General features: G+C 60.9%; 16 protein-coding genes. 4 read left to right on the forward strand and 12 right to left on the reverse strand.

All coding sequences use genetic code 11. The features are described 5' to 3' along the window. The 12 genes from tssM to tssA all read right to left on the reverse strand — a co-directional run bounded on the left by tssM (window position 1) and on the right by tssA (window position 16,398). Window positions 1–3,504: a type VI secretion system membrane subunit TssM gene (tssM, locus tag N2601_RS21980; protein WP_260304899.1), complete on the reverse strand. Its 3,504-nt coding sequence runs from the start codon at window positions 3,502–3,504 to the stop codon at window positions 1–3. Beyond that, the gene (gene tssL / locus N2601_RS21985; RefSeq protein WP_260305226.1) at window positions 3,501–5,018 is read right to left on the reverse strand and encodes a type VI secretion system protein TssL, long form; all 1,518 of its coding nucleotides are present in this window, start codon (window positions 5,016–5,018) and stop codon (window positions 3,501–3,503) included. The genes tssM and tssL overlap by 4 nt, the downstream gene beginning before the upstream one ends. Further along, window positions 5,015–6,355, reverse strand: coding sequence for a type VI secretion system baseplate subunit TssK (tssK, locus tag N2601_RS21990; protein WP_260304900.1), 1,341 nt, complete (start codon window positions 6,353–6,355; stop codon window positions 5,015–5,017). Before tssK ends, tssL begins: the two co-directional genes overlap by 4 nt. Then, entirely contained in the window at window positions 6,352–7,545 is a 1,194-nt protein-coding gene (locus tag N2601_RS21995; RefSeq protein ID WP_260304901.1) for an FHA domain-containing protein, read from the reverse strand. The genes tssK and N2601_RS21995 overlap by 4 nt, the downstream gene beginning before the upstream one ends. Then, complete coding sequence (gene tssG / locus N2601_RS22000) at window positions 7,535–8,560, reverse strand: type VI secretion system baseplate subunit TssG (protein WP_260304902.1); 1,026 nt, start codon at window positions 8,558–8,560, stop codon at window positions 7,535–7,537. Before tssG ends, N2601_RS21995 begins: the two co-directional genes overlap by 11 nt. 20 nt (window positions 8,561–8,580) lie before the next feature. Next, on the reverse strand, window positions 8,581–10,362 hold the full coding sequence (tssF, locus tag N2601_RS22005; protein WP_260304903.1) for a type VI secretion system baseplate subunit TssF: 1,782 nt from the start codon (window positions 10,360–10,362) through the stop codon (window positions 8,581–8,583). Beyond that, window positions 10,355–10,864 (reverse strand): type VI secretion system baseplate subunit TssE, encoded by a 510-nt coding sequence (tssE, locus tag N2601_RS22010; protein ID WP_260304904.1) that lies wholly within the window; start codon window positions 10,862–10,864, stop codon window positions 10,355–10,357. Before tssE ends, tssF begins: the two co-directional genes overlap by 8 nt. Then, a complete protein-coding gene (locus tag N2601_RS22015; RefSeq protein ID WP_260304905.1) occupies window positions 10,857–11,687 on the reverse strand; it encodes a type VI secretion system accessory protein TagJ in 831 nt (276 codons plus the stop codon). The genes tssE and N2601_RS22015 overlap by 8 nt, the downstream gene beginning before the upstream one ends. Further along, on the reverse strand, window positions 11,684–13,069 hold the full coding sequence (gene tssC, locus N2601_RS22020) for a type VI secretion system contractile sheath large subunit (protein ID WP_260304906.1): 1,386 nt from the start codon (window positions 13,067–13,069) through the stop codon (window positions 11,684–11,686). The genes N2601_RS22015 and tssC (N2601_RS22020) overlap by 4 nt, the downstream gene beginning before the upstream one ends. A 64-nt stretch (window positions 13,070–13,133) precedes the next feature. Further along, window positions 13,134–14,612, reverse strand: coding sequence for a type VI secretion system contractile sheath large subunit (gene tssC / locus N2601_RS22025; RefSeq protein ID WP_260304907.1), 1,479 nt, complete (start codon window positions 14,610–14,612; stop codon window positions 13,134–13,136). A 111-nt stretch (window positions 14,613–14,723) separates the two neighbouring features. Next, window positions 14,724–15,236: a type VI secretion system contractile sheath small subunit gene (gene tssB / locus N2601_RS22030; RefSeq protein ID WP_260304908.1), complete on the reverse strand. Its 513-nt coding sequence runs from the start codon at window positions 15,234–15,236 to the stop codon at window positions 14,724–14,726. A gap of 103 nt (window positions 15,237–15,339) precedes the next feature. Then, window positions 15,340–16,398 carry a type VI secretion system protein TssA gene (tssA, locus tag N2601_RS22035; RefSeq protein WP_260305227.1) on the reverse strand — a complete coding sequence of 353 codons (1,059 nt, stop codon included), beginning with the start codon at window positions 16,396–16,398 and terminating at the stop codon, window positions 15,340–15,342. Between the two features lie 229 nt (window positions 16,399–16,627). Between tssA and tssH the strand changes: the two genes are divergently transcribed. The 4 genes from tssH (at window position 16,628) to tssI (ending at window position 22,918) form a co-directional block, all read left to right on the forward strand. After that, window positions 16,628–19,378, forward strand: a complete 2,751-nt coding sequence (gene tssH / locus N2601_RS22040; protein ID WP_260304909.1) for a type VI secretion system ATPase TssH — start codon at window positions 16,628–16,630, stop codon at window positions 19,376–19,378. Between the two features lie 65 nt (window positions 19,379–19,443). Then, entirely contained in the window at window positions 19,444–19,920 is a 477-nt protein-coding gene (locus tag N2601_RS22045; protein ID WP_034511314.1) for an Hcp family type VI secretion system effector, read from the forward strand. 117 nt (window positions 19,921–20,037) lie between these two features. Continuing rightward, a complete protein-coding gene (locus tag N2601_RS22050) occupies window positions 20,038–20,586 on the forward strand; it encodes a hypothetical protein (protein ID WP_260304910.1) in 549 nt (182 codons plus the stop codon). A 7-nt stretch (window positions 20,587–20,593) separates the two neighbouring features. Continuing rightward, window positions 20,594–22,918, forward strand: coding sequence for a type VI secretion system tip protein TssI/VgrG (gene tssI / locus N2601_RS22055; RefSeq protein ID WP_260304911.1), 2,325 nt, complete (start codon window positions 20,594–20,596; stop codon window positions 22,916–22,918). Window positions 22,919–22,920 lie beyond the last annotated feature (2 nt).

The following is a 22,920-nucleotide window of genomic DNA, read 5'->3' on the forward strand; positions in this document are numbered from 1 at the left end:
CTAGAACTGGCTTGGGCAGGTAAAGTCGGATAGCGCCTGCAGTCGGAAGGGGTTGAGGACGGAACCGAATTGTACGTCGAACTCGGCTGCTTGGCCGGCATTGTCGAACTGCGCCCGGAAGAGATCCGGTCCTTGCATGGTGATTTTTGCCCCGTCGAAAAGCCGGAAGGGCGACCAATCGCCGCTCTCGGTCATCGCCTGCTGCCAGCCGCCGGGCAGAAAGGCGATGCGGGATTGGTTTTCGGCTCCTGTGGACGGCCACGCAATGGATTTTGATTGGATCGGGCCGTGGAAGTAGACCACGCGCTCGCCCCCGATTTCCATCATCACCGCATTGGCCGAATCCGTCAGGGATACCGGTTTGATGTTGATGGAAATCGCCGGTTTTTCGCTGCCGGCGGGGAAGAACGCGCGCTCGATCTTGTCGGCATTCTCGAACTGGGCGATCGCCTGACTCGGAATGCTGTCGCCACCAAAAGTGCCGCGCCATCCCCATGGCTGGGCGCTGGTATCGACGAAAGCTTCCAGCCTGCTCTTGAAGAAAGTTTTGAAAAGGCCCTCCGGCCCAAAAAGGCGCACGAAATCCGCCATCGCCACGTCCTGCGAAGACGTCCGCTGGAAGGGATATCGCCCCGTCACGATCCGCGAGCAGAGGTTCGCACCCTCTGTGGCCCATAGGTCGTTGATACGGTCGCGGGCGGTCTTGACGGCGAGAGCGCCGATGTCCGCAGCGACTCCGGCCATCCACGTGTCTACAGGCGCGGGAAGCCCGCGCGCCTGCTGGAGGAGGTCCTGATTGGCACTTGTGAGCTGTCCGCCGGCATCGAACACGCGGGCGACCTCCGCAGTCGAAGTCGAAGCGCGCGAGAGCTGATTGTAGAGGTTCTGCAGGATCGGCAACAAGGACTGGATTTGCGATCGGGCGGCATCCTTGGTGCCTTCAGCCTGCGCGCCGGCTTCCTGTTTTGTGCCGCGAGAGACCTCCATCGCTGCCCGCAACGGCCCGTATGGGTCCGGCGCATTGGCGGCGCTCGCTAAGGCGGATGAAAGGGCCGAATCGGGCGCATCGCCCAGCGATGCGATCTCGATGCCGTCTGATGGCCGAAGGTCGGTCGCGGCGGCGATCGATTTCAGGAAGGCTTCGATCGGGCTTGGATTGGCCGCGAGAATGCGGGTCGTTTCCATTGCATCGGCAAGGTTCTGCGACGGGCGGACCTGCAGGTCGGCGAGCAGCGTCGACCATTGCCGCCCGAAAGCATCAAAGTAGAGCTGCAAGGCTGCCTGGGTGACGACCTCGGTTGTCATTCCCGCGGGATTGCTCTCGTTTCCGCGCACCCATTGTTCTCTAAGCGCTTGGGCTGCGGCCTCGGTAATCATCGGCAGCACGACCGTCCGATATCCCTTGCCGGTGAAAAGTCCGGGAATACCGTCGCGAAGCGTCGCTTTGGATTTTCGCTGAAAAGCCTCTTCGCCAAGCGGACCCAACGCATCGGCCGGAATCCACGGATCGAGGGCGCGCGCCTGACGGGAATAGACAAGGATATCGTAGGCGCGGGCCGCCAGACTCTGAGCACGGATGATGTCGCGCGCCTTGGCGATGAGCTGGTTGTCGAGTTCGATCGCCGGAAGCTGACCCTCAACCATGGCCTCGACATGGGCGATCAGCGCTTGCCGTGTCGCCGTTCGCCCTTCGTCCGGATAAAGCGAGGCGAACATGTCCGTGGCCTGCTGCGAAACAAAATCCTTGTCCATTGGCCCCATGCCGCCGAGCATCCCGTAGAATTTCAGGGCGTCGAAGGTCTTTTCAACATCGGAGGTATTGGCCATGTTCTTCTGCAACTGGACCAGTATGCGTGGCAACAGCAGGGAATTAAGTGCCCGCCGATAGGCGCTGCGCTGCCGGCTGGCAATCTTGTCTTCTTGATCGAGGCCGAAGCTCGTCGGCCAGACCCTGGCTTCGGAAAAGCCGGTGGTCACCGCGCGCAGATTGTCCAGTGCCGGCAGGATACGCAGGAAATCAACATCGGAGACGTCGCGAACGGGAATGCCGCTTGCAAGCTTCTCATAATTGTCGATGCGTTTGTCGGCAGCGGCAATTGCGCGGGAGTTCTGGAAATAGGTTGCGGTCCAACTGGTGAAGACGATGGCCAGCGCGACGGCCGCGAGGCCATAGGCGGCGCGTTTGATGATCGTCTGCCGGCGCGACAGACGCCGGTCCCGCGCCACAAGCGAAGCCTCGTCGAAAATGACATCCTTGAACAAGCGCGACAGGAAATAGCTGCGCCGCATGCGGGCGGAAACTGCGGATAGGGCGGAAGGCTCTTGTGGCTGTGTGGCGGAGGCGAAATAGACGCCGCGCATGAGCGGTGCCTCGATGAGGTTCGATGCCGAGCAAAGTTCGGTCAGCACCTCATGCAGGCGCTCCTTCAGCGAGGCGAGTTCCGCCGGAAAACGGAATATTCTCCCGCGCACTTCAACGTTCGGCTCCTGCTGGAGACGCTCGATGAGCATGGTGCCGACACGCTCCTGCAGAAGCGCGAACTCCTCCATGAACCGATCGGGCAAATTCTGGCCCTGGTAACTTTCCTCCAGCCCGAAGGTCGTGCCCCAGACCTGCTCGCGATCCGTCTTGTTGAAGCCGTCGAAGAATTCGACGAAGCCCGTCAGTAGATCCGCCTTGGTTAGAACGATATAGACCGGAATGCGCGCCTGCAGGAATTCGTCGAGTTCGGAGAGCCGCTGGCGGATGGCGCGCACTTCTTCGAGCTGTGCCTCATGATCACGGGTGAGCAGGTCGCCGATAGACAGCGTCACCAGCGCGCCGTTGATCGGTTGCGAGCGGCGATATTTCCTGAGCAGTCCGAGAAAACCTTCCCATCCCGCCTTGGATGCACCGTTCAGATCGTCCTGTGTCGTATAGCGGCCGGCCGTGTCGATGAGGATTGCCTCATCGGCAAACCACCAATTGCAGTTGCGGGTGCCGCCGGCGCCCTGCACCGAGTTGCTGCCAAGTGCATCGCCAAGCGGAAATTTAAGCCCGGAATTGGTGAGCGCAGTGGTTTTGCCGGAGCCCGGTGCGCCGAAAATCACATACCAGGGGAGCTCATAGACATAGCCGAACCGCTTCTTGGTAACGCGGCGCAACAGCGAGAGGGCTTCCTTGAGGCGGCTATGGATCTCGCCGACCTCCGCCTGCTGGCTCGCAGCATCGGAAGCCGCGTCCTTTTCCAGGCCCTCGACAAGCGCCTTGTCTCGACTTCGGGCGCGAAAGGCCGTGACGATCAGGTAGGCAAACCATATCGCAATGACAAGGCCGATGGCGACCATCCGGGCGTTGACGCTGGCAAGCGGCTTGAAATCGCCATAGCCAAGCATGTAGCCGTAAAGCCAGATGCTAACACAGATCGCCGCAACCCAGATGAGCGATATGAACCGCCGGCCGAGAAGACCGGCATAAACAGAGACATAGGAGCGGAGAGTATAAAATAGGCTGAGCGGGTTCATGGTGAAACCCCCGTTGTCGGAGCCTTCGTTTCACCCGTCTGCGTGCCATCGGCCGAAGGCGCGGTGACGTTGGCGTCGCTGAGCGTCTCCTTTGGATCGGTCAGCACCAGGATTTCAGTCCGGCGGTTCGTTTCCCGGCCTTCCGGCGTTGTATTGCTTGCCAGCGGATCGCTATCGGCACGGCCTTCCGTCAGGATTGCCTCCTTGCCGGTATAGGCGGCGAGAATATCGCCGACAGCCCTCGCGCGAGCTTCGGAGAGATGCCAGTTCGAGGGGAATTGCGCCGTCCTTATGGGAACATTGTCCGTATAGCCAACGACCACGGCGCGATATTTCTCCGAGGCAAGCGCGCCGCCGATCCGCTGGATGAGATCGCGGAACCGGCTGCTGACCTCGGCGCTTCCGGTATCGAACAGGCCGGAATTGTTGATCCTGACGAGCAAGCGGCCGTTTGCGTTTGAAAGCGTAACCAGCTTGCGGTCCACCTCCGGCTGCAGGAACGCGAGAAGATTGTCGAGCCTGCTTGGGACGGTCGGCTTGATGGGTACCGGATCTGGCTGAGGCTGCTGTTTGGGCGGCGTCTCCACCTTGGCGACGACGACGGGTGGCTTCGGCGCGTCGATGAGCACGCTGGGCGTTTCATGCGGCGGCAGGTTCGCCAGCCGCTCGAAAGTGCCGTCGGAGGCTTCGTTGAGCGACAGTGTGAAAAATAGGTAGCCAAGGGCGAAGAGGAGGACGAGGGCGGAAAGCGCCGTCCAAAGGGCAACGGCCGTGCGCAGCGGCTTATGCCGCGCGGAAACTCCGCGCCAATGGGGGGAGAGCTCGCGCTCGAAAACGCCGTATTGGCCGAGAAGCGTTTTGTAGAGGCTGTCGCGGATGCGGCCGAGTTCCAGAGACCCGCGCGCCGAGACCCGCGTGCGTCCCTCGAATGCCAGCGACAGGCAGAGATAGATGAGAAGAAGCAGGTCTTTATTGGCTCCCGGACTCTGGTGGAAGTGATCGAGCAGATCGAACACCCGGTCGCCGCCGGTCACATCCATATGAAAGGTCGAGACGAGCCCGGACCGAGCCCAGCCAGCGCGCACGCCCCACGGCTTACTGAGAACCACGTCGTCGATCGTCGCGCACACCACATAATGGGCGGCACGCGCGCGCTCCGGACTGATCCGCGCGCTCGCGAGATCGCGTTCGTAGCGCCCGACGGCATCGACGGTCACCCGACGAAGCTCGGCGATGTCAGGCTGTGCATCCGTGTTCCGCAGGCTGTGGGCGAGATTGAGAAGCGGCGCTGCCGAGCGCACGATCGTCGGCACTTCCTCGCCGCCGAAACGGAAATCGCGCACCAATGCGTCGACCGACCATCCGCCGGAGCGCAGCTCCTGCGGTTCCGTCGGGGCGACATCGTCCAGCAATGCCGCCATCTTGCGGGCAGATTCATTCTTGCTGGCGCCGTCTTCTGTCAGCTCGATGATCGTCGGCAGCTCCTGCCAGGGCGTCGATTGTGGCGTATTCATTCTCTGAGGGCCCACAGTTCCATCTCCAGACCCGGGAAGTCGCCTGCAAGATGCAAGGCGATTGCACCGGACGTATCAAGCTGTTTCCAAAGCGGATTCTTCGTGTCGAGCTCGAAGTAGATCGTTCCCGATCGATAGGGCAGTTGCCGCGGCAGTACCGGCAGCGGCCTGACGGGTATGCCGGGCAGAGCCACATTGACGAGGTCGGCTATCTTTTCCACCGGGCCTACCTTGATCTGCGCTGGCAGCTTGCGCCGTACGTCTTCCGCCGACATTTCGGCGCGCACGGCCAATACGAAACCGGCATCCTTGAGCAGCGAGCGGTCGTTGATCAGCCCGACACGCACGCCATGACGCCGTTCGGCCAGCTCGATCGCAACGGCCGCCTGCTCGAGGACGGCTGACAGCGATGTTCGCAGATCGTCGAAGACAGCCGCAAAGGTCGCCTTCAGATCGTCGTGCCGATAGGGCGGAAAGTCGCTGGCCCGCTTGCGGTCGGTGGTGAAGGTCGCGAGCTCGCCGGCGAGCTGAATGCATTGCTCGTAGAAGACAATCGGATGCAGCCGGGTGGCGTTCGCTGCGATATGGCGCAGCATCGGATCGGCGCGATTGAGGATGTGTAGCAGAAAATAGTCGCCGACCTCCGCAGTGCCGCGAATAGTCGGATCGCCGATGCGTTCGGCAATCGCCTCGGCGCGGTGACGGACGATGCCGAGCAATTCGGTCACGAGCTCGTTCAGCCGTGGTTCGGCGGCGCAATTGAGCGACGGCGCGAGATATTCCGGATCGAGGATCACGGCCTTGTCGGAACGCACCTCAATGATGCGGGCGAGCCCGATCAGCTCATAACCTGCCAGTTCGTCGCCTGCCTTCAGATATCTGAGGCTCAGCCGACCGACGTCGATCGGCGCCATGAAATCCGTTTCGACATTGGAGTCCGGCGCTTCGTAGGGAGAGGCGACGATGCGGACGCTGTTGCGGGTTGCGCCGCCATTCAAGGCGACGTCGGCCTTGCCGGGTTGGCGCGCGGGCAAGGCCAGATAGACGACGGCGCTCTTCGTCGATTCATCTAGGTCGAGCGGTGGCGGTAGATCGGCGTCAACAGGCGCTTCGAAAGGCGTTCCGTCCGGCAGGATGCCACGCAGATTCGACAGCGCGAACTGTCCGATCGCCAATGCGCTGCGGTCGATGCCGATTTCTGCGATACCCCAGGGATAGGGCGCAAGCCCGCGCGCGGTGGTTCGCACGAGCCGTTCCGTCCATCGATCGGCCTGCTGAAAATGCTGTACGCGAAGGAACATGCCCTCGCTCCAAGCCACTCGGTTTTCGTTTTTCATCGGCCGTTGTTCGTCCTCTTCGTCATGCTGTCTGAAGCCTGCTCTTGCCGGCTATTTATCCCAGCGCGCATCGCCTCGCCGAATAGCTCGCGTACGGAAAGGTGCCTGCCGTCCTTCTCGAACTGGGCGCGATAGGCCTGCCAATACCGATGGCTGCCCTGCCACGGCAGTTTCCGCGATGCCGCATCGACCCGCGCTTCGATCATGCGGGGTTCCAAGGCCTGGCCGGCTTGATCGGCGAGATTTTCCAGCGCAGCGTTGAATTGCGCCTGTTGCGATAGCAGGGCGCCAAGGCGCGAAATGAGCCGCTCCTCGTGGCTCCGCTCGAAAAGACCGGTCTCGTCTTCGGCTGGGAGAGTATCGATTTCGAATATCGAGAGGCCGTCTGCCAAGGCCTGTTCCAGCCGATCGACCATCGTCTCCAGCCGGAGGATGTAGGACTCCGCATCGCCGGAGGGCCGGCTTTGCGGCGGCCGATCGGCAAAGTCCGCATCGTTTGCCGCGACGATCGTCTTTGCACCGCCATCCACTTCGACAGTATTGCGGCTGCGTGCAACCGGCACGGAGACGCGCGTTGCCGCGCCATGCTCCAGTTGGCTGCCGTAGTCAAAATCCGCGTTCCAATCGTTGGGAAGCACTGGTTCGATGCCGCTGGTATCGGGGGGGCCGTCCCAGCCGATCTCGACGTCGCGGATCGATTTTGTGGCTGCGTCTATCCGTCGCCAGTCGGCGGAGCCGTTCGACCAGTTGTCACCGTTACGCTCGCCAAGTATGCCGGTGGCGGTATGCCCGCCGGGCGCGATATCGGCGAGAATCGAGGAAATCGTCAATGTCTCGTCGCTGAGTGCCAGTCCGGCTTCCGGATCGCCGATCTCGCGATCCGCTTCGCCAGTGACGACGGCTATGAAAGCAAGGCCGCCGATTTCAATTCGGGATTTATCCGCCAGCCGTTTCGTCTCGCCCTCAGGCACTATGACACCGTCGACACGCGATCCGTTGGCGCTTTGGTCGCGCAGCAGAAAGCCTTCGCGATCCCGTTCAATGGTGCAATGTATTTTGGAGACGAGCCGGTCCGGATCGGCCAACTGCCAATCGCAGTCCGGCGAGCGGCCGAGCGTGCGTCTGCCGCGCTCGAAGAACCATTTGGCGCCGATCTCGGTGCCCGCGATTTGCCTCAGTTCAAGCCGCATCGCCGCCTCCATTAATCATGACCTGCGACGATGAGCGAGTTTCGGTGACAATGGCATCGCCGCTGTCGCGATCGGCTTTCGCAACCCGCGCCCAACTGTTCCAGCCGAGCCTCGGTGGATCGCCCGCGGCGCCAAGCCGGCAGAAAGGGATATGTTCCTTCTTCAGGACGACCTGGATATCGAAATCGAGCGCCGGCCCGGCATAGAGCCGGGTCAGAGCAAAGAGTTCCCCGATCTTCGTCCCACCTGGAGAGAGCGACAGATAATCCTGGTAGTCGAGCGGTCCGACGATCACGCGAAAACTGCCGCTGAAATCATGGATGGCCGCGCCCGCGGCTGCGTTGACGCCGAGCCGCACACCCTGCGGCTGGCCAAGACGGCTACGCTCCGTGACCGGAATTTCCAGCCAACGGCCGCGGAAAAGCTCGACCTCGACGGGCAGGCCCGTAAATTCGCGGAGCATCGCGCGCAGGTTGACCGCGTTACGCGTGCGGCTCGCGAAAAAGCCGGAGAAGCGCAGGATCAGTTCATCATCAACGGAGACCTGCTCCTTCAACCGCGCAGTACCGAGACCCGCGATCGAAAACAGCGTGGTGATGAATGTATTGTCGTCGCGTTCGCGGCTCCAGCGCAGCCGCCTGGCAATCCGGTATTTTTCGCAGGCATCGACGAAAAGCTCCGTCATGCATGCGCTGAAGAGATCGAAGAAACTGGCAAGGCCGCGCGATCGGTTTCGCTCCTCGCGCATGATCAGTTCGTTGTAGCTGGGCGGCATCGAGCCGAGAGGGCCGAGCAGAGCCGCCATCGTGCTGCGCACTGACGCAGACCGCTCTTTGCGGCGGAAGCCGCTCACAGCCAACGGTGCCGGCGAAACACCGATCGGAGACTCGACCGACAGGTCTCCATCCGTCGCCGACTGAGCCACGCGGAAAGCCGTCGCCGGCTCGAAGCGACCGGGGTCGCGTTCGAGCAGCGATGCGAGAGGATCGTTCCTGTTCTCCGCGGGCAACGTCATCGGTGCGTGGCGATCCTTTCCTAGAGAAGCGGCCGTTCGGCAGCGCGCGCCGGCCAGACTGCGATCGGTTTCGATTGTCCCTTCATCGAGATCGAAAGGCGGGTGAAGCTGTTGATGGATGTGTAGAGGCCGAGGAACCGGTCGAGAACGCTGCCGAACAGATAGGCGGATGCCCTATCGATCGCTGCCGGGTCGAATTCGAGCATGACATCCGTGCCCGGCACCATTCCGCCGCTTCCGAGCCGTGCCGTCGAACCCAAGGCTTGCACGCGCACCAGCGCATCGACGAGCTGCTTCGTCTCGCGGCTGTCCCGGAAGGTGTAAAGCGAGAGAATATCCTTCAACGCCGCGCCCTCATTGTCGAAGAGGGAAAGATGGTTGAGCAGCAGGTGCGACACGAGCCGCCAGTTGCGTCCCTGCTGTTCGTTCATGCGGACCGAAGGGGTCGGCGGCATCAGCGCTTCGACGGAACCGACAGCTTCGCTGCCGGAGGCGAGCTGCAGATAGGGATGACCGCCGCCGAACGGCAACTGTTCAGGCAAATCGCGGTTCAGGCAGAGCGTATCGATGCTGGCAATCCTGTCCAGCGGCCCGGGTGCCTTCCGCCCCCTGTCGACGAAAGCGATATCCATATCGGACGTGCGGTCGTCGGCATCGAAACTGCGGATACATTGCCAGAAAAGCGATCCGGATCCGCCCTTCTGGCTGCGGCCGAAAAAGGGAGGGCATACTTCCTCCTCGCCCCCGCGGCCGGAGACCAGCACGCGCTCTATCGCATAAATCTCGCGCGTCTTCTGCCGCCGGGCATCGGGCAACAAACGATATTCCGTGCGCGTGCCGTCGAGGGTCAGTGGTTCGCAGGTCTGGCGGAAAAGATTGACGACGGGCGTGGCATTGAGCACGAAATCGCGCGCCGAGACCGTCCGTTCCAGCTTGGTGTCCGTCTCGTCGAGATAGATGAAGATTTCCAGCGTTTCTCCACGCCAGACATCAAGCCCGCCAATGTCGATGAAGAGGAATTTCTGCGGCAGTGCGAAGAACTCGGTCAGCAGCCGATAGCCTATGAAGCTTGAAGAAGGGTAGGGCAGCATCGACTGGTCCGGCTCGAAGCCGATGGGCCGAAGCTCGGTGGCAGGCAACAGGATGGGATTGCGGTCGTCGGCGTGATAGGCAAGCGCAAAGCCGAGCGTGTGGTTAGCAAGCAGCTCATGGATCGCGACGGCCTGCTGCCAAGCCGAGGCGATATGCAGCCGCAATCGCTTTAGTCCGATGTCCCCAAGCGGCTTGTTGGCGTCGCGCGAACGGATGGAGAGGCGCAGGCAGCCCGCCGCGCCGGCATGCCGCGATGGCGGGGCGCTGATCGGATGGCTGGAAAGCGAAGCCGAAACGATTTCGACCGGCAGGACATCCGTATCCTGCGTTGTGCGGAAACGGCAGGCTTCACCGCCGATCGGTTCGGCAAAAATTTCAGTGTGACGCGGCACGGTCTGGACCGAGGCGAGCGTATTGCTCGGCGCGAACCGGACGATGCCCATGGAGGGCAGTGGCGCCAGATAGTGAGGATAGAGGGTTTCCAGCAGGCCGTCCGTCAGCTCCGGAAACTCGTCGTCCAGTTTCTGGCGAACGCGGGCGGCGGAATAGGCAAAGCTTTGGATGAGCCGCTCGACATGCGGATCGTCGGCGATTTCACCGGTCATGCGTAAACGGCCGGCGATCTTCGGAAAAGCATCAGCAAAACGCGCCGCGCGCCGCCGGAGAGCGGAAAGCTCGTCGTTGTAGCGCTGCAGGAAGCCGTCAGACATTGGCGGCCTCCACCAGAAAACGCTGGGTCGACGGATCGATCATCGATTCAAAGCTGATCGGCGGCATTCCCTCATGCACCCGGAAGGTTGCCTGGATACGCATGCGAAGGGCCCGCTCTCCGTTGGAGCGGCTTTTAAGGATCGTCACGCGTACATCGGAAAGACGCGTTTCGAACAGGGTTATGCGCCGCTCGATGACGCGGGCAAGGCGCAATTTGGCTGCGTCGGTAACGAGGTTCGCCGATACCATGCCATCGACGCCGTAAGAGACCAGTGCGTCGCCCAGCTCTTCGCAAGCCGAAGGCGGCGCGGTTGGGCGGCGTCGGGTGTTGAGCAGGGCTTCGAGGTCGCGGCGAAGCCCTTCGCGCAGCTCGCGGATCTGTTCGGTCGTGCTCAAGGGCGGGTCTTGCGACAGGTCCGGATTGGCATCGACCAAGCGGTCGATGATCGATCGCGCAAGTGTCCTTTCCTGTGGCCTGTAGCGTTCCAGCGGGTCAACCATGGGCCGAGCGCCTCGTCTCTTCTGTCCAGCCGGATGCCTCGAGTTTCACGGTGTCGTGGAAGGACACCAGTTCATCGCCTGCCAGAAAACATCTCTGACCGCGGCCGGTAGTGATCCCGGTCGGTTCGTCGATCCACTCCGTCTCGCGGCCAAGCAGCAGTTTCCCGTCCGCCGGCGTTCCGTGATAGATCGCCGGAAGGAGAACGAGCGCACTTGCGCCATCGACCAGTTCGAGCTCGGCCCGGCGGAATGCGAGGTCTCGCGGCCGTGCGATGGGTTCGATAGTGACGGCCGCGATCTTGGCAAAATCCACCCAGAGATAGGCGCCGCCGTTCATGATGACTTCCAAGGCGTGTGGAACGCGATCGTCGAGGTCACGCAGGTCAGAAACCTGCTTGCCGTTCCAGATCATCGGCTGCTCGCCGCGCAGATCATCAAGCGCCTCCAGCATTGCCCGCGTTTCCTTCGGCGATCCCTGCCGGCTTGCGATGCCGAGCTGCAATGACGCCTTGTCGAGCTCGCTCGGTCCCTGCGGAAAATCGGGTGTTGCCGCATCGCGAAACCACGCCGATCGCGCAGCCATCGCCCGCAACTGGTTGCGCAACAGCGTAAATCCCATCGTGTCTTCCGGTGCGAATGTGTTGGCGAGATTGCACTGCGCATCAGCGCGCTCGTAGTCGCCATCGAGCACCAGCAGATCGATGTAGAGGTGCCGAGCCTCCTTATCGGTCGGTGAGACCTTCAGATGCGCCTTCACCTGTTCCATCGCATCTTCCAGTGCATTTTCACCGAGGGCTTCGGCAATCCTGGCGGATAGCATCATGCGGACATCCTTTGCGGCAGGGCGGGACGCGACAGGGCCTGGGCCGTGTTCGCGGTCTCGGCAATGAGATGGAAGCTCGTCGAGACATCATCGAGCTGGAAATGCGGCTGCAGCCGCACGGTGCAGGAAAAAATCCCTGGCTTGCCCGGAATTTCGCTGACCGCAATGCCGGCGGAGCGCAGGGGGAAACGCGTGCGCAGCGCAAGATCGGCATCATCATTGCCGAGCGTATATCCGGAAAGCCACTCATTGAGCTTGCGCTCGATCGAGCCGGCGTCCGAGAGCCGGCCGATCTCGTCACGCATGATGACCTTCAGATAGTGCGAAAAACGCGAAGCGCAGAGAACATATTGCAGCATGGCGGCGATCCGCGCATTCTGCCGAGCCTGCTCGCTGGAATAATGCGGCGGCGCGTGCAGGGACTGATTGGAATTGAAGATGACCGAGGCCGACAAATAGGTGGTTGCGACCGGCACCAGGCCGAGTTCGCAGAGTTGCTGCTCCTGCGTGCTGGTCAGTCGTATCTCGACGGGTGCCTGGGCCGAGAGGCCGTCGCTTTCGATCCCCATGTCGTAGGGTGCCAGTTCTTCCGCGCTCAAGAGGCCGCCATCCACCGCATCCTGCGTTACGCCGCGGATATCGGCAAACCAGCCGGACTCGATAAAGTTACGGATGACGATCAGGGCAAAGGCAAAGGCGCCGTTACCCCACAGCAGCGTGCTGCCATCGGCTGCGATGCTCTCGCGGAAAGGAAAATGATCGTCGCGCCGGCGCGCGAAAGGCTCATAGGGCGATCGCATCAGAATGCGCGGCGCAACGAGCCCGAGGAAACGCGAATCCTCGCGCGCCCGCAACCCGTTCCAGCGGATGCGCTGCGGGTCGTTCGCGAGCCAGGAAAAATCATGCACGCGGTTGAGTTCGCTGAAATGCTGAAGGCCGATTGCCCGCGGGGAAGCGGCTGCCACGAAGGGGCAGAACGCTGCCGCAGCCGCCATGCCGATTTCCGTTAGCGCACCGATGGCATCGCTGCCCGTAGGCTCCTGGGGCGAAAATTCATAGTCGCCGATCAGCAGGCCGAACGGCTCGCCGCCAGGCATGCCGAATTCGCGGCTATAGACGAGCTCGAACAAATGGCTCTGGTCGAAATCGGTGGTGCGCTCGAAGTTGCGGGATAGCTGCGGCCAGCCGACGCTCAGCATCTTGATCTTCACGTCATCGGCGCGATCGGCCTGCTCCACAAGCAGAGCCAACCCACGCCATCTCGCCTCCATCGCCTGGAATTCGGGATGGTGGAGGATGGCGTTGACCTGCCGATTGAGCGTATCGTCGATCATGGCGATCAATCGATCTATCTGACGCGGTCGCGCTGTGCTGGAATCCATCGCTGTTCCGATCATGGGCCTGCCGAGGATCCGCGCGGCGATTGGGCGCCGCGCGGTATCCAGCTTAGTTTTTGGACGGAATGCGAGCGACCATGCGCAGCGAGGTGGTCAATTCCTCCATCTGAAGCCACGGGCGCATCCAGGCGACGGCATTGTAGGAGCCTGGTTTGCCCGGAACTTCCTGAACCGTGACTTTGGCATCGCGCAGGGGGTATTTCGCGCGCGATTCCTCGCCGGCATCGTCATTGGCGTTGACATAGTTGGAGATCCAGCGATTCAGCCAGTTTTCGCAGTCCTCCGCCTCCATGAAGGAGCCGATCTTGTCACGGCCCATGACCTTCAGATAGTGCGCAAAACGGGAGGTTGCCATCATGTAGGGAAGGCGCGCCGAAACCGCCGCATTGGCCGTTGCTTCCGGCTTGTCGTAGAGCTTGGGCTTGTGCGTCGTTTGCGCACCGAAGAACACGGCGTAGTCGGTGTTCTTGTAGTGGCAAAGCGGCAGAAAGCCGAGTTTGCCGAGCTCGGCATCCCGCCGGTCAGTAATGCCAACTTCCGTCGGGCATTTCAGGTCGAGATCGCCATCGTCGCTGGAGAAGATGTGCATCGGCAGGTTTTCGACCTTGCCGCCGTTCTCGGCGCCGCGAATGGCGGTGCACCAGCCGCTGCGCGCAAAAGCTTCGGTCAGCCGCGTTCCCATGACGTAGGAGGCATTCATCCAGCAATAGGCATCGTGGTCCAGTTCGCCGGTGCTTGACCCCTGGGTTTCGTCGAAGCCGAATTCGTCGATCGGGTTCGTTTTCGGGCCGTAGGGCATGCGTGCTAGCACGCGGGGCAGGGCGAGCGTTACGAAACGCGAGTCGTCGCTGTCCCGCAGGCTGCGCCATTTTGCATATTCCACCGTCTCGAATATCTTCTCGAGATCGCGCGGACGGGCCAGTTCGCGATAGTCGTCGAAGCCGAACATGCGCGGGCTTGCCGCGGAGATGAATGGCGCGAAGGCTGCGGCCGCGATGGAAGAGATGCCTTGGAGCATCTGCACATCCTCGAAGGAATTGTCGAACTCATAGTCGCCGATTAGAGCACCCATCGGCTCGCCGCCGGGCGTGCCGAATTCATCTTCGTAGATGGATTTGAAGAGGCGCGACTGGTCGAATTCCACGGCCTTTGACAGGTCCTTCGATACGTCGCGCTTGGATGCGTTCAGCACGCGGATCTTCAGGTTGACGCTGGTCTCGCTGTTCTTGACCAGATAGTTCAGCCCGCGCCAGGTGCCTTCGAGCTTGTTGAATTCGGGCGCTTGCATGATGGCGGCAAGCTGACGGGAGATCGTCCTGTCGAGTTCGGCAATGGCGTTGTTAAGGGTGATCGTCAGGTTGCGGTCGTAGGTGACGGTGCCCTTGAGGGCCTGGTCCGTCAGCGTTCGCAGAAGGTCCTGGGCACGGTCGGGTTCGGTCTGGCGCGTGGCGGCCACGACCCGGGTCAGGAGGTTTTCATCCGGCGCGAATTCGGCCTCGGGGGCCTTCAATTGGGTTTCAGCGCTCATTCTTCGATCCTTCAGGAAGAGCAGCGATCTCGGCAGAAGCATTGGTCTGACCGGCATCGGCTGCGCGAAACAAGGGTGGGACGATCTCGATTAGGGGCTCGTCAGGAGCGATCAATTAACGGGCGGCTTTTGCAGGGCGCCGAGTTCGGACACCAGTTTCGAAAGATCCGCCTTGTTCTGCAGAATATCCTCGAGCAAGCGTTCGAGTTCCTCCGAGCGGTCCGCTTTGCTCATGAGGTCGCGAAGCTGGTTGCGGGCATCGAGCAGGGCCTTCAGCGCCGGTACCTGATTGACGATCGAGCCCGGCTCGAAATCATTCATGCTCTCGAACTTCAACGAGACCGGGATGTGTGTGCCGTTGCCTTCGATCGTGTTTTCGACGGTGATGTTCAGGCCCGGCGTCATGCGGCGCATGACGTCGTCGAAATTGTCGCGATCGATCTGCACGAACTTGCGTTCGCCGAATGGTTTAAGCGGCTGAGTCGGATCGCCGGAGAAATCGCCGAGGACACCGACCACGAAGGGCAGTTCCTTCACGACCATCGCGCCTTCGGTTTCGACCTCGTACTTGATGTGGACCCGCGGCTTGCGAACCCGCTCCAGCTTCTCATGAACACTTGCCATTAAGCTTCTCCTTCATGCCAGCGGCAAATTTCGGACGTTAAAATTGTCGCAACTCTGAATTCGGCAAGATCAGGTTGCAAAAATTTATGCTTTGCGAGATTTTTCACCCGCTTTTGTTGGACTTTGGTTGAATTCCTGCTGCGGTCAGAACCGCGTTTCGAACCTGCTGCTCCGGCAGGAGCTCCGCCAGAAGTTCGGAAAAATCCATGCGTCCCCGCCTGACCAACGTCTCGATTGCCAATGAAATCGGCGAGTGTGGTTCGGTTCGGCGGAAATAACGAGCGACGGAAGTCAGAAGCTCGAAGGCTTCTTCTCGCGATCCGATCGCATCGGCGTTCAGCGGTCTGGCCTGAACCGGCTGCGCTTCTGCCACGGAGTTCGCGTTCGCGGCTTGAAGTTTCGGCTCGCTTGCGGACGCATCTGTCTCTGGGTCGATGCCCGCCAGCGTGCGAATAGCGGCTGCCGCCTCCCGAAGGACGTTGTGCGTGTTGGAACTTGGCGGCGCCTCGCTCCCGCAGCGCTCGCCAAGAAGCGCCACCAGACCGTCAAATGCGGAGATGCAGCCGTTCACTCCCTCGAGGTGACTGCGCATCGCCGAAACCCCGGCTTCCATGACCACCTGATTGAGTTCATCCCGCCGCTTCGCCTCGTTGGGGCGCTGCGACAACTGGAAATCCCAGAGCGAGAACTGGGCAAATTTGGCGCCGGGAACGAGCGGCGTGAGCCTGATGGCCTGGATGATCGTGCCTTCGCCGCCGACACCGTTGAGGCCCGCCAAAGGCGCCAGTCGCTCTTCCAGATCGCCATCGCCGACCGAATGAAGTTGCTCCCAATACTTGTCTAAAAGCGACGTGATCGCGAGGTAGATATCGCGAAGTCCTTCGAAACCCCGAAGCCGCAACTCTGCTTCGGCAAGCCACGCTAATACTTCGAGGTCCTTACTTCTTGAAGAAATAATCTGCAATCCCAGATTGCTTACATCTGTCCAAGCTGAGCAAAGCGTAATATTATCGCCGGGTGAAATACCTCGTTCAGCAGTACGAGCTTGGTTTCTGGCATCTTTTATTCTGTAGTATATTTCGCGCATTGAAGTATTAACGCGAAGATTTTCTCCGCATGGCGCGTTTTTATCAAGTGGAGCAGCGATGTCGCGAATGTTCAGCAGGTTGTTAACTCCGAAATTTTGAATACATCATCGGAATTCGCGATACTGATGGGGAGATATTGCCTTGTCAACCGTGTATATTCTGCGACGGATTTGTGACATCGAGCAAATTCTCGCGCGTTGGAAAAATTGATATTTGAGCCTAGACAATGACGATTAACCGCCCTAGTTGTTTCGTCGGCTCCAAAGGACGCGCTGATTTAAACTTTTGAGGGAGGTTTTCTGAGTGTCCAACATCGATCTCAATCGTCTCATCAGAACGCTTGAGCCGAATTTACGTGTCGGACTTGAGGCTGCGGCGTCGCTTGCGGCACGTCACAGACACGCGATGGTGGATGTCGCACACTGGATAAGATCGCTGCTTGACGCGCCGGAAGTTTGCTCCGTTTTTGAAGGACTTAGCGTATCTCCTGTCGCGCTGCGGACAGAGCTTGATGGAGCGATTGCCGACCTGCCCCGTGACGGTGGAACATCGCTCGTGTTGTCCGCCAATTTGCTTGCGCTTCTGCGGGAGGCGTGGATCGTCGCATCTCTTCAATGTGGCCGCAATAGTGTCATCGCCGCCGATCTGCTGACCGTTCTGACGACGGATCAGTCGTTGCGCATCGTCATGCGCGGCATTGCCCCGTCACTGCGCAATCTCGATCGGAACGCATTGGAAAACCTGTTGAACGCCGCGGCTTCCTCGGACGCCGTTGCTTCGGTGGCGCCGCTTTCCGGCACGATTCCGTCCGCCGGAGAAAACGAGTTTTTGCGCCTGTACACCCGCGACATGACGGCGGATGCACGCCAAGGCCGCATCGACCCGGTGATCGGACGGGATCGAGAATTGCGCCAGGTCATCGATATCCTGATGCGACGCCGGCAGAACAATCCGATCCTCGTCGGCGAGGCTGGCGTGGGCAAGACTGCGGTTGCGGAAGCTTTGGCGCTGGAAATTGCGGCGGGCAACGTGTCGGACATGCTGAAGCATGTGCGTATCTTGCTCCTCGATCTCAGTCTGCTGCAGGCCGGGGCGGGCGTTAAGGGCGAGTTTGAACGTCGCCTGCATGGTGTGGTCGATGCCGTAAAGGCCTCGGCAGAGCCGATCATCCTGTTCATCGACGAGGCGCACGGCCTCATGGGCGCCGGTGGACAATCCGGACAAGGGGATGCGGCAAACATCCTCAAGCCGGCGCTGGCGCGAGGGGAGTTGCGGACTATCGCTGCGACGACCTGGAGCGAATACAAGCGCTTCATTGAGAAGGATGCGGCGCTGACCCGTCGTTTCCAGCTCGTGCACATCCACGAACCCGATGAGGAAACGGCAATTCGTATGCTGCGCGGCATCGTCGGCAGCTTCAAGGCCCACCACAAGGTCAGGATTCGCGACGAAGCGCTTGCCGCCGCAGTCCGTCTCTCGGCGCGCTATATTCCGGCTCGGCAATTGCCGGATAAGGCTATCAGCTTGATAGACACGGCCGCGGCTGCTGTTTCGCTCGCCCGGCAGACGATCCCCGAGGCCCTGAAAGGGCTTAGAAACGAGCGGGATATGCTGGAGCTCGAGGCCGCTTCGCTCTTGGCCGAACCGCCAACTGCCGAGATCGCCGCTCGCCTTGCCATCATCGATGCCGAAAGGTTGGAGGTCTCGTCCGAGATCGAGAAATTGCAGCTCAAGTTCGATGAGGAGATGCGGCTATCGCGGGAGGCCGACCGTCTCGAAGCATCGATCGGCGAGGCTGATGACGGGGCATCGCCGGCAGGTGGATCGCGGGTAGACGACAGCAATGTCGCGCCTTTTCCGCTGCACGGCATGGTTTCCGAAGGAGCGCATTCGGCGCTTGTGCTGGCGGAGCGCAATCTCGCGAAGGTCGCCGGCGAAACGCCGCTTGTCCCCCGCGTCGTCGACAAGGACGTCGTCGCCGGAATCGTGGCGCGTTGGACAGGTATTCCCGTCGGAAAATTGCTTTCGGATCAGGTCGAAACGGTCAAGACCCTGGATGCTCGGCTGAAGGAGCGCATCATCGGGCAGGATGCTGCCATCGACCGGATTTCGGCGGCGATGCGGTCTGCTCGCGCGGGACTTTCCGATCCGCGTCGGCCGCCGGCCGTCTTCCTGCTTGTCGGCATGTCGGGAACGGGAAAGACGGAAACGGCGCTTTCGCTTGCCGATCTGCTCTATGGCGGCAGCCAATATCTGACGACGATCAACATGTCCGAGTTCAAGGAGGAGCATAAGGTTTCGATGCTTCTCGGATCTCCGCCCGGCTATATCGGCTATGGCGAGGGCGGCGTTCTGACCGAAGCCGTGCGCCGGCGGCCCTATGGCGTGCTGTTGCTCGATGAGATCGACAAGGCGCATCCCGGTGTGCAGGAGGTCTTCTACCAGGTCTTCGACAAGGGCATGTTGCGCGATGGCGAAGGCCGCGACATCGATTTCAAGAACACCACCATCGTCATGACGGCAAATAGCGGCTCGGAGCTTCTGGCGGCGCTTGCCGCAGATCCGGAAACGATGCCGCAGGGAGAGGCCCTGGAAACGCTGCTGCTTCCTGAATTGCAGAAGCATTTCAAGCCTGCCTTTCTCGGACGCACCATCGTTTTACCTTTCATCCCGCTCGACGGAGATACATTGAGCGGGATCGTCGATATTCAGATCGGCCGCATTCGTGATCGCGTGGGTGCCGCCTACGGCACCGCCGTGTCCCTCTCGTCAGCAGCCCGCGAAGCGCTTGTCGCGCGGGCCAAGGCCAGCGATTTGGGTGCGCGCGCCATCGAGATCATGATCGCCCGCGATCTCCTTCCCGAGCTTTCGACCTTTTTCCTCGATGCGATTTCCGCAGGGCGCAGGGTTGCCCGCATCGACATCAATTTCAACGACCATCGCTTCCTCATCGAGGAGTGCTCGGTGGACGACACCGAATTCGTCGATCCGGAAAAAACCGGTGCGGCGAATGAAGCAGCCTCGGACGGACATGCTGTCCGGATGCGGCATTAGACGGAAAGGCAACCGCGCCTTGGCGCAACAAGGCGGATTTAAATCCCAACAGGAGAGCTGATAGCATGCCGATTTATCTGCAAATCGACGGTATCCAGGGCGATGCCACCCACGAACAACACAAGAAGTGGATGGACATCGAAGTAATCCACTGGAATGTTTCGCGCAACATGAAGACTTCGGCTGGTTCTGCAGCGAACCGTGAAGCTTCCGAGCCGACTGTTTCGGAAGTCATTCTGACCAAGGTCAGCGACTCTTCGTCCACCAAGCTGTTCCAGGAAGCATGCTCCGGCCGCACCGGCAAGCAAGCAGTTATCCATCTGGTGACGACCGGCAATCCCGGCGACACCTATATCGAATATACCCTGACCAACACGCTGATCGCCAGCTACTCGGTCGATTCCAACGGTGACCGCCCGGTCGAGACGATCAAGCTCAACTTCACCAAGATGGAAGTGAAGTACACGCCATACGACGACTCGCAGTCGCCGCAGTCGCCGATGATTGCCTCTTACGATCTGGCAACGACCAAGGCTGCTTGATGACAGCACCATCTTCCGGCGCGTTTCTGACGACGCGCCGGAACTGTGTTTGACGCGAGATCGCAGTCACGGCTGCGATTTCCACCGTTTCAAGAACGTTCCTTCATCGAGGTCGCCATGGTAGATTTTTCCGTTTCCTCGCCGGCGCTGCAAATGGAGCCGGTGAGACAGACCGACCTTCCGCCGGTCAGGCGCGCAGGCCGCGGTCCGTCCTATGATTACTTCTCCTATCCGAGCGGTCCGCGTGAATTCGCGGCACGCAATCAGGCTGCGGGTGCGGCAGCATCGCTTTTCCGGATGTTTGCGGAAAAGGCCAATGAGATGTCGTTGACGCACTGGCTGCAAAGATGGCTGCGCAACAACGAGGCCCACATCATCCGCGAGATGGACACCAACCATCATTCGATCTTCGTGGCGCAATTCAATTATTCCGTCACCGACGGCGAGACCAGGGCTTTGATGGCGCGCGGCGCCTATCTGCTTGGAACGGTTCCGACGCGCGCCGATATCGGCAAAATCCTGACGCCGGAGGTCCTGTATGGGCCGGGCATCCATGAGACCCTACCGAATGGCACATTGTTCCAGATGGTCTATCTCGTGGGCGGACGCCGGCAGGCGCTCGGCAGTGCCGGCAAGACGGGTGCTGCAATCGCGCGGATAGGATGAGGCGCAGATGAACGATCAGCCTTCGGTCAACGATTTCATCCAGGCGACGCGCAATCTCAGGGTCATATCGCCGCTTGGAACGGATCAGCTCCTGCCTGAGCGGGTAACGATCGAAGAGGGGGTGTCGTCGCTGTTCGACATCCAGCTCTCCGTGCGCGCCAAGCGTGAAGTCGTGAAGCCCGAAGAATTGATCGGGCGTCTGGTGGACGTCTCCATCGAGGTTCGGCAAGGCGAAGATGGCGGGGACGGCATGCGCCGCCCCTTCAACGGGCTGGTCACCGCCCTTCACGAAGGCCCGCCGATCACGCGCGGGCTTCGCTCCTATTCGCTGGTATTGAAGCCGCAGATGTGGCTGCTGTCGCAACGGTCCGATTGCCGGATTTGGATGGACAAGACGAGCGTCGATATCGTCGAGACGCTATTTTCCGAGCACGGCATACCCGCACCTGACGTATCCGGTGTCGTAACGCCCCCGCCGCCGCAGCATTACTCCGTGCAATGGAATGAAACGGATCTGGACTTTCTGACCCGCCGCTTCGAAGAGGATGGGCTTTTTTACTGGTTCTCGCATGAAAACGGCAGCCACCGGCTGCATGTTGCCGATGGTGCGAGTTCATGGGCCGGACCGTCGCCTTCGGCTCTGGGTGAATCGCAGGTGCGCCTGGCGCAAGGGTCCACCGACCGCAACCACATCAGCGAATGGATGCGACATTACGCCTATGTGCCGGGGCAACGAGCCGGCGCGGATTGGAATTTCGAGACGCCGCAAATGGTGCCTGCCGCAACGACGCCGTCGCTGGTGCAGATGCCGGGGGCCATGAAGCGCGAGCTCTATGAATATCCGGCCCGCATCGCCTCCGTCGGCGAGGCGGAAAGGGCGCAGAAGCTCAGGATGCAGGCAAGCGAGGCCGACCACAACAGGGTTCTCGGCCGCTCCACCTCACGTATTCTCGAAGCCGGCCGGCGTTTCACACCTTACGAGGTTGCCCATCCGGACCATGTCTACGAAGAGCATGTGGTCATCAGCGCAAAGCATGTCGCCGTCGACCCTTCCTACGAAACCAATATCGACCAGCCGGAATACAGCAATGAATTCGAAGCGGTGCCGTCGCGCGTATCGATGACGCCGCATCGGCATACCGAGCGCCCGCGCATCCGCGGCACCCAGGTCGCAATCGTCGCCGGGCCGCCGGGCGAAGAGATTCATCCGGACAAGTATGGCCGTATCAAGCTCTGGTTTCCCTGGGATCGCAGGGCCAGCAAGGACGGATCGGACACCTGCTGGGTGCGCGTGGCGCAGAACTGGGCGGGCGGAACCTGGGGCGGCCAAGTCATTCCACGCATCGGCATGGAGGTCATGGTCGCCTTTATCGACGGCGATCCAGATCGGCCGCTGGTGACCGGCGTCGTGCCCAATCCCAGCAACGGCGTTCCCTACGATTTGCCAGGCAACAAGACCCGAATGGTCATGCGGTCCAACACCCATAAGGGCACGGGCTTCAATGAAATGACGTTCGAGGATGATGCCGGTCGGGAGAACATGTTCTTCCATGCTCAGAAAGACCAGACGACCCGTGTCCTCAACGACCGGACCAAACGCGTCGACCGCCACGAGGTCGCCTCCGTCGGCGGCAACCGCGCGGTCGAAGTGAGCGGCAACCAGAAGCACGAGGTCGGCGGATCGGTGAATACGGTTGTCGGCGGCACGGGGCCGATGGCGATGGCGCTGATGGGCGCAGTGCAGGGACTTTCGGGGCAAACGGCAGGCTTGCTCTCACAGGCGGGCCAAATCGCCGGCGGTGGCGGACCGGGCCTTGCCGCATTTGCCGGCACCCTCGCGTCCTCCGCTCTGGGCTTCCTCAGCGCCGGCGGCCTCGGCAGCCGCGAAGGCGTTGTCTCGGGGTCTAGTCCCCGTGCTGATGCAGGTACGGCGCTAGCGGGATCGGGAACCGGTGTCGGAAACGCCGCATCGGACCTCTTCCCGTTGTCGGGGATCATGAACACCATTGTCGGGTCTTTCAAATCGGACACTGTTGGCATTGCCCGGGCTGAGCAGATCGGGGTGAGCAAGGTTACGAATGTTGGCCAGACATCCCTCGAAAAGGTCGGCAAATTCAAGAAGGTGATCGTCGGCGAAGAGTTCGTCATCGAATGCGGCGCTTCCAAGTTCATCATGCGTCAAGACGGCACGGTCATCATTCTGGGGACGCATTTCAACTTCACGGCATCCGGACCGACACAGATCAATGGCAAGGTCGTCGATCTCAATAAGCCGGGTGGTGGCTTTGCCGAAGCATCGCCGACGTCGTCGGATACGACGGCGCAGGGCTGACG

This window comes from Rhizobium sp. CB3060 (assembly GCF_025200735.1).
GTDB lineage: Bacteria > Pseudomonadota > Alphaproteobacteria > Rhizobiales > Rhizobiaceae > Rhizobium.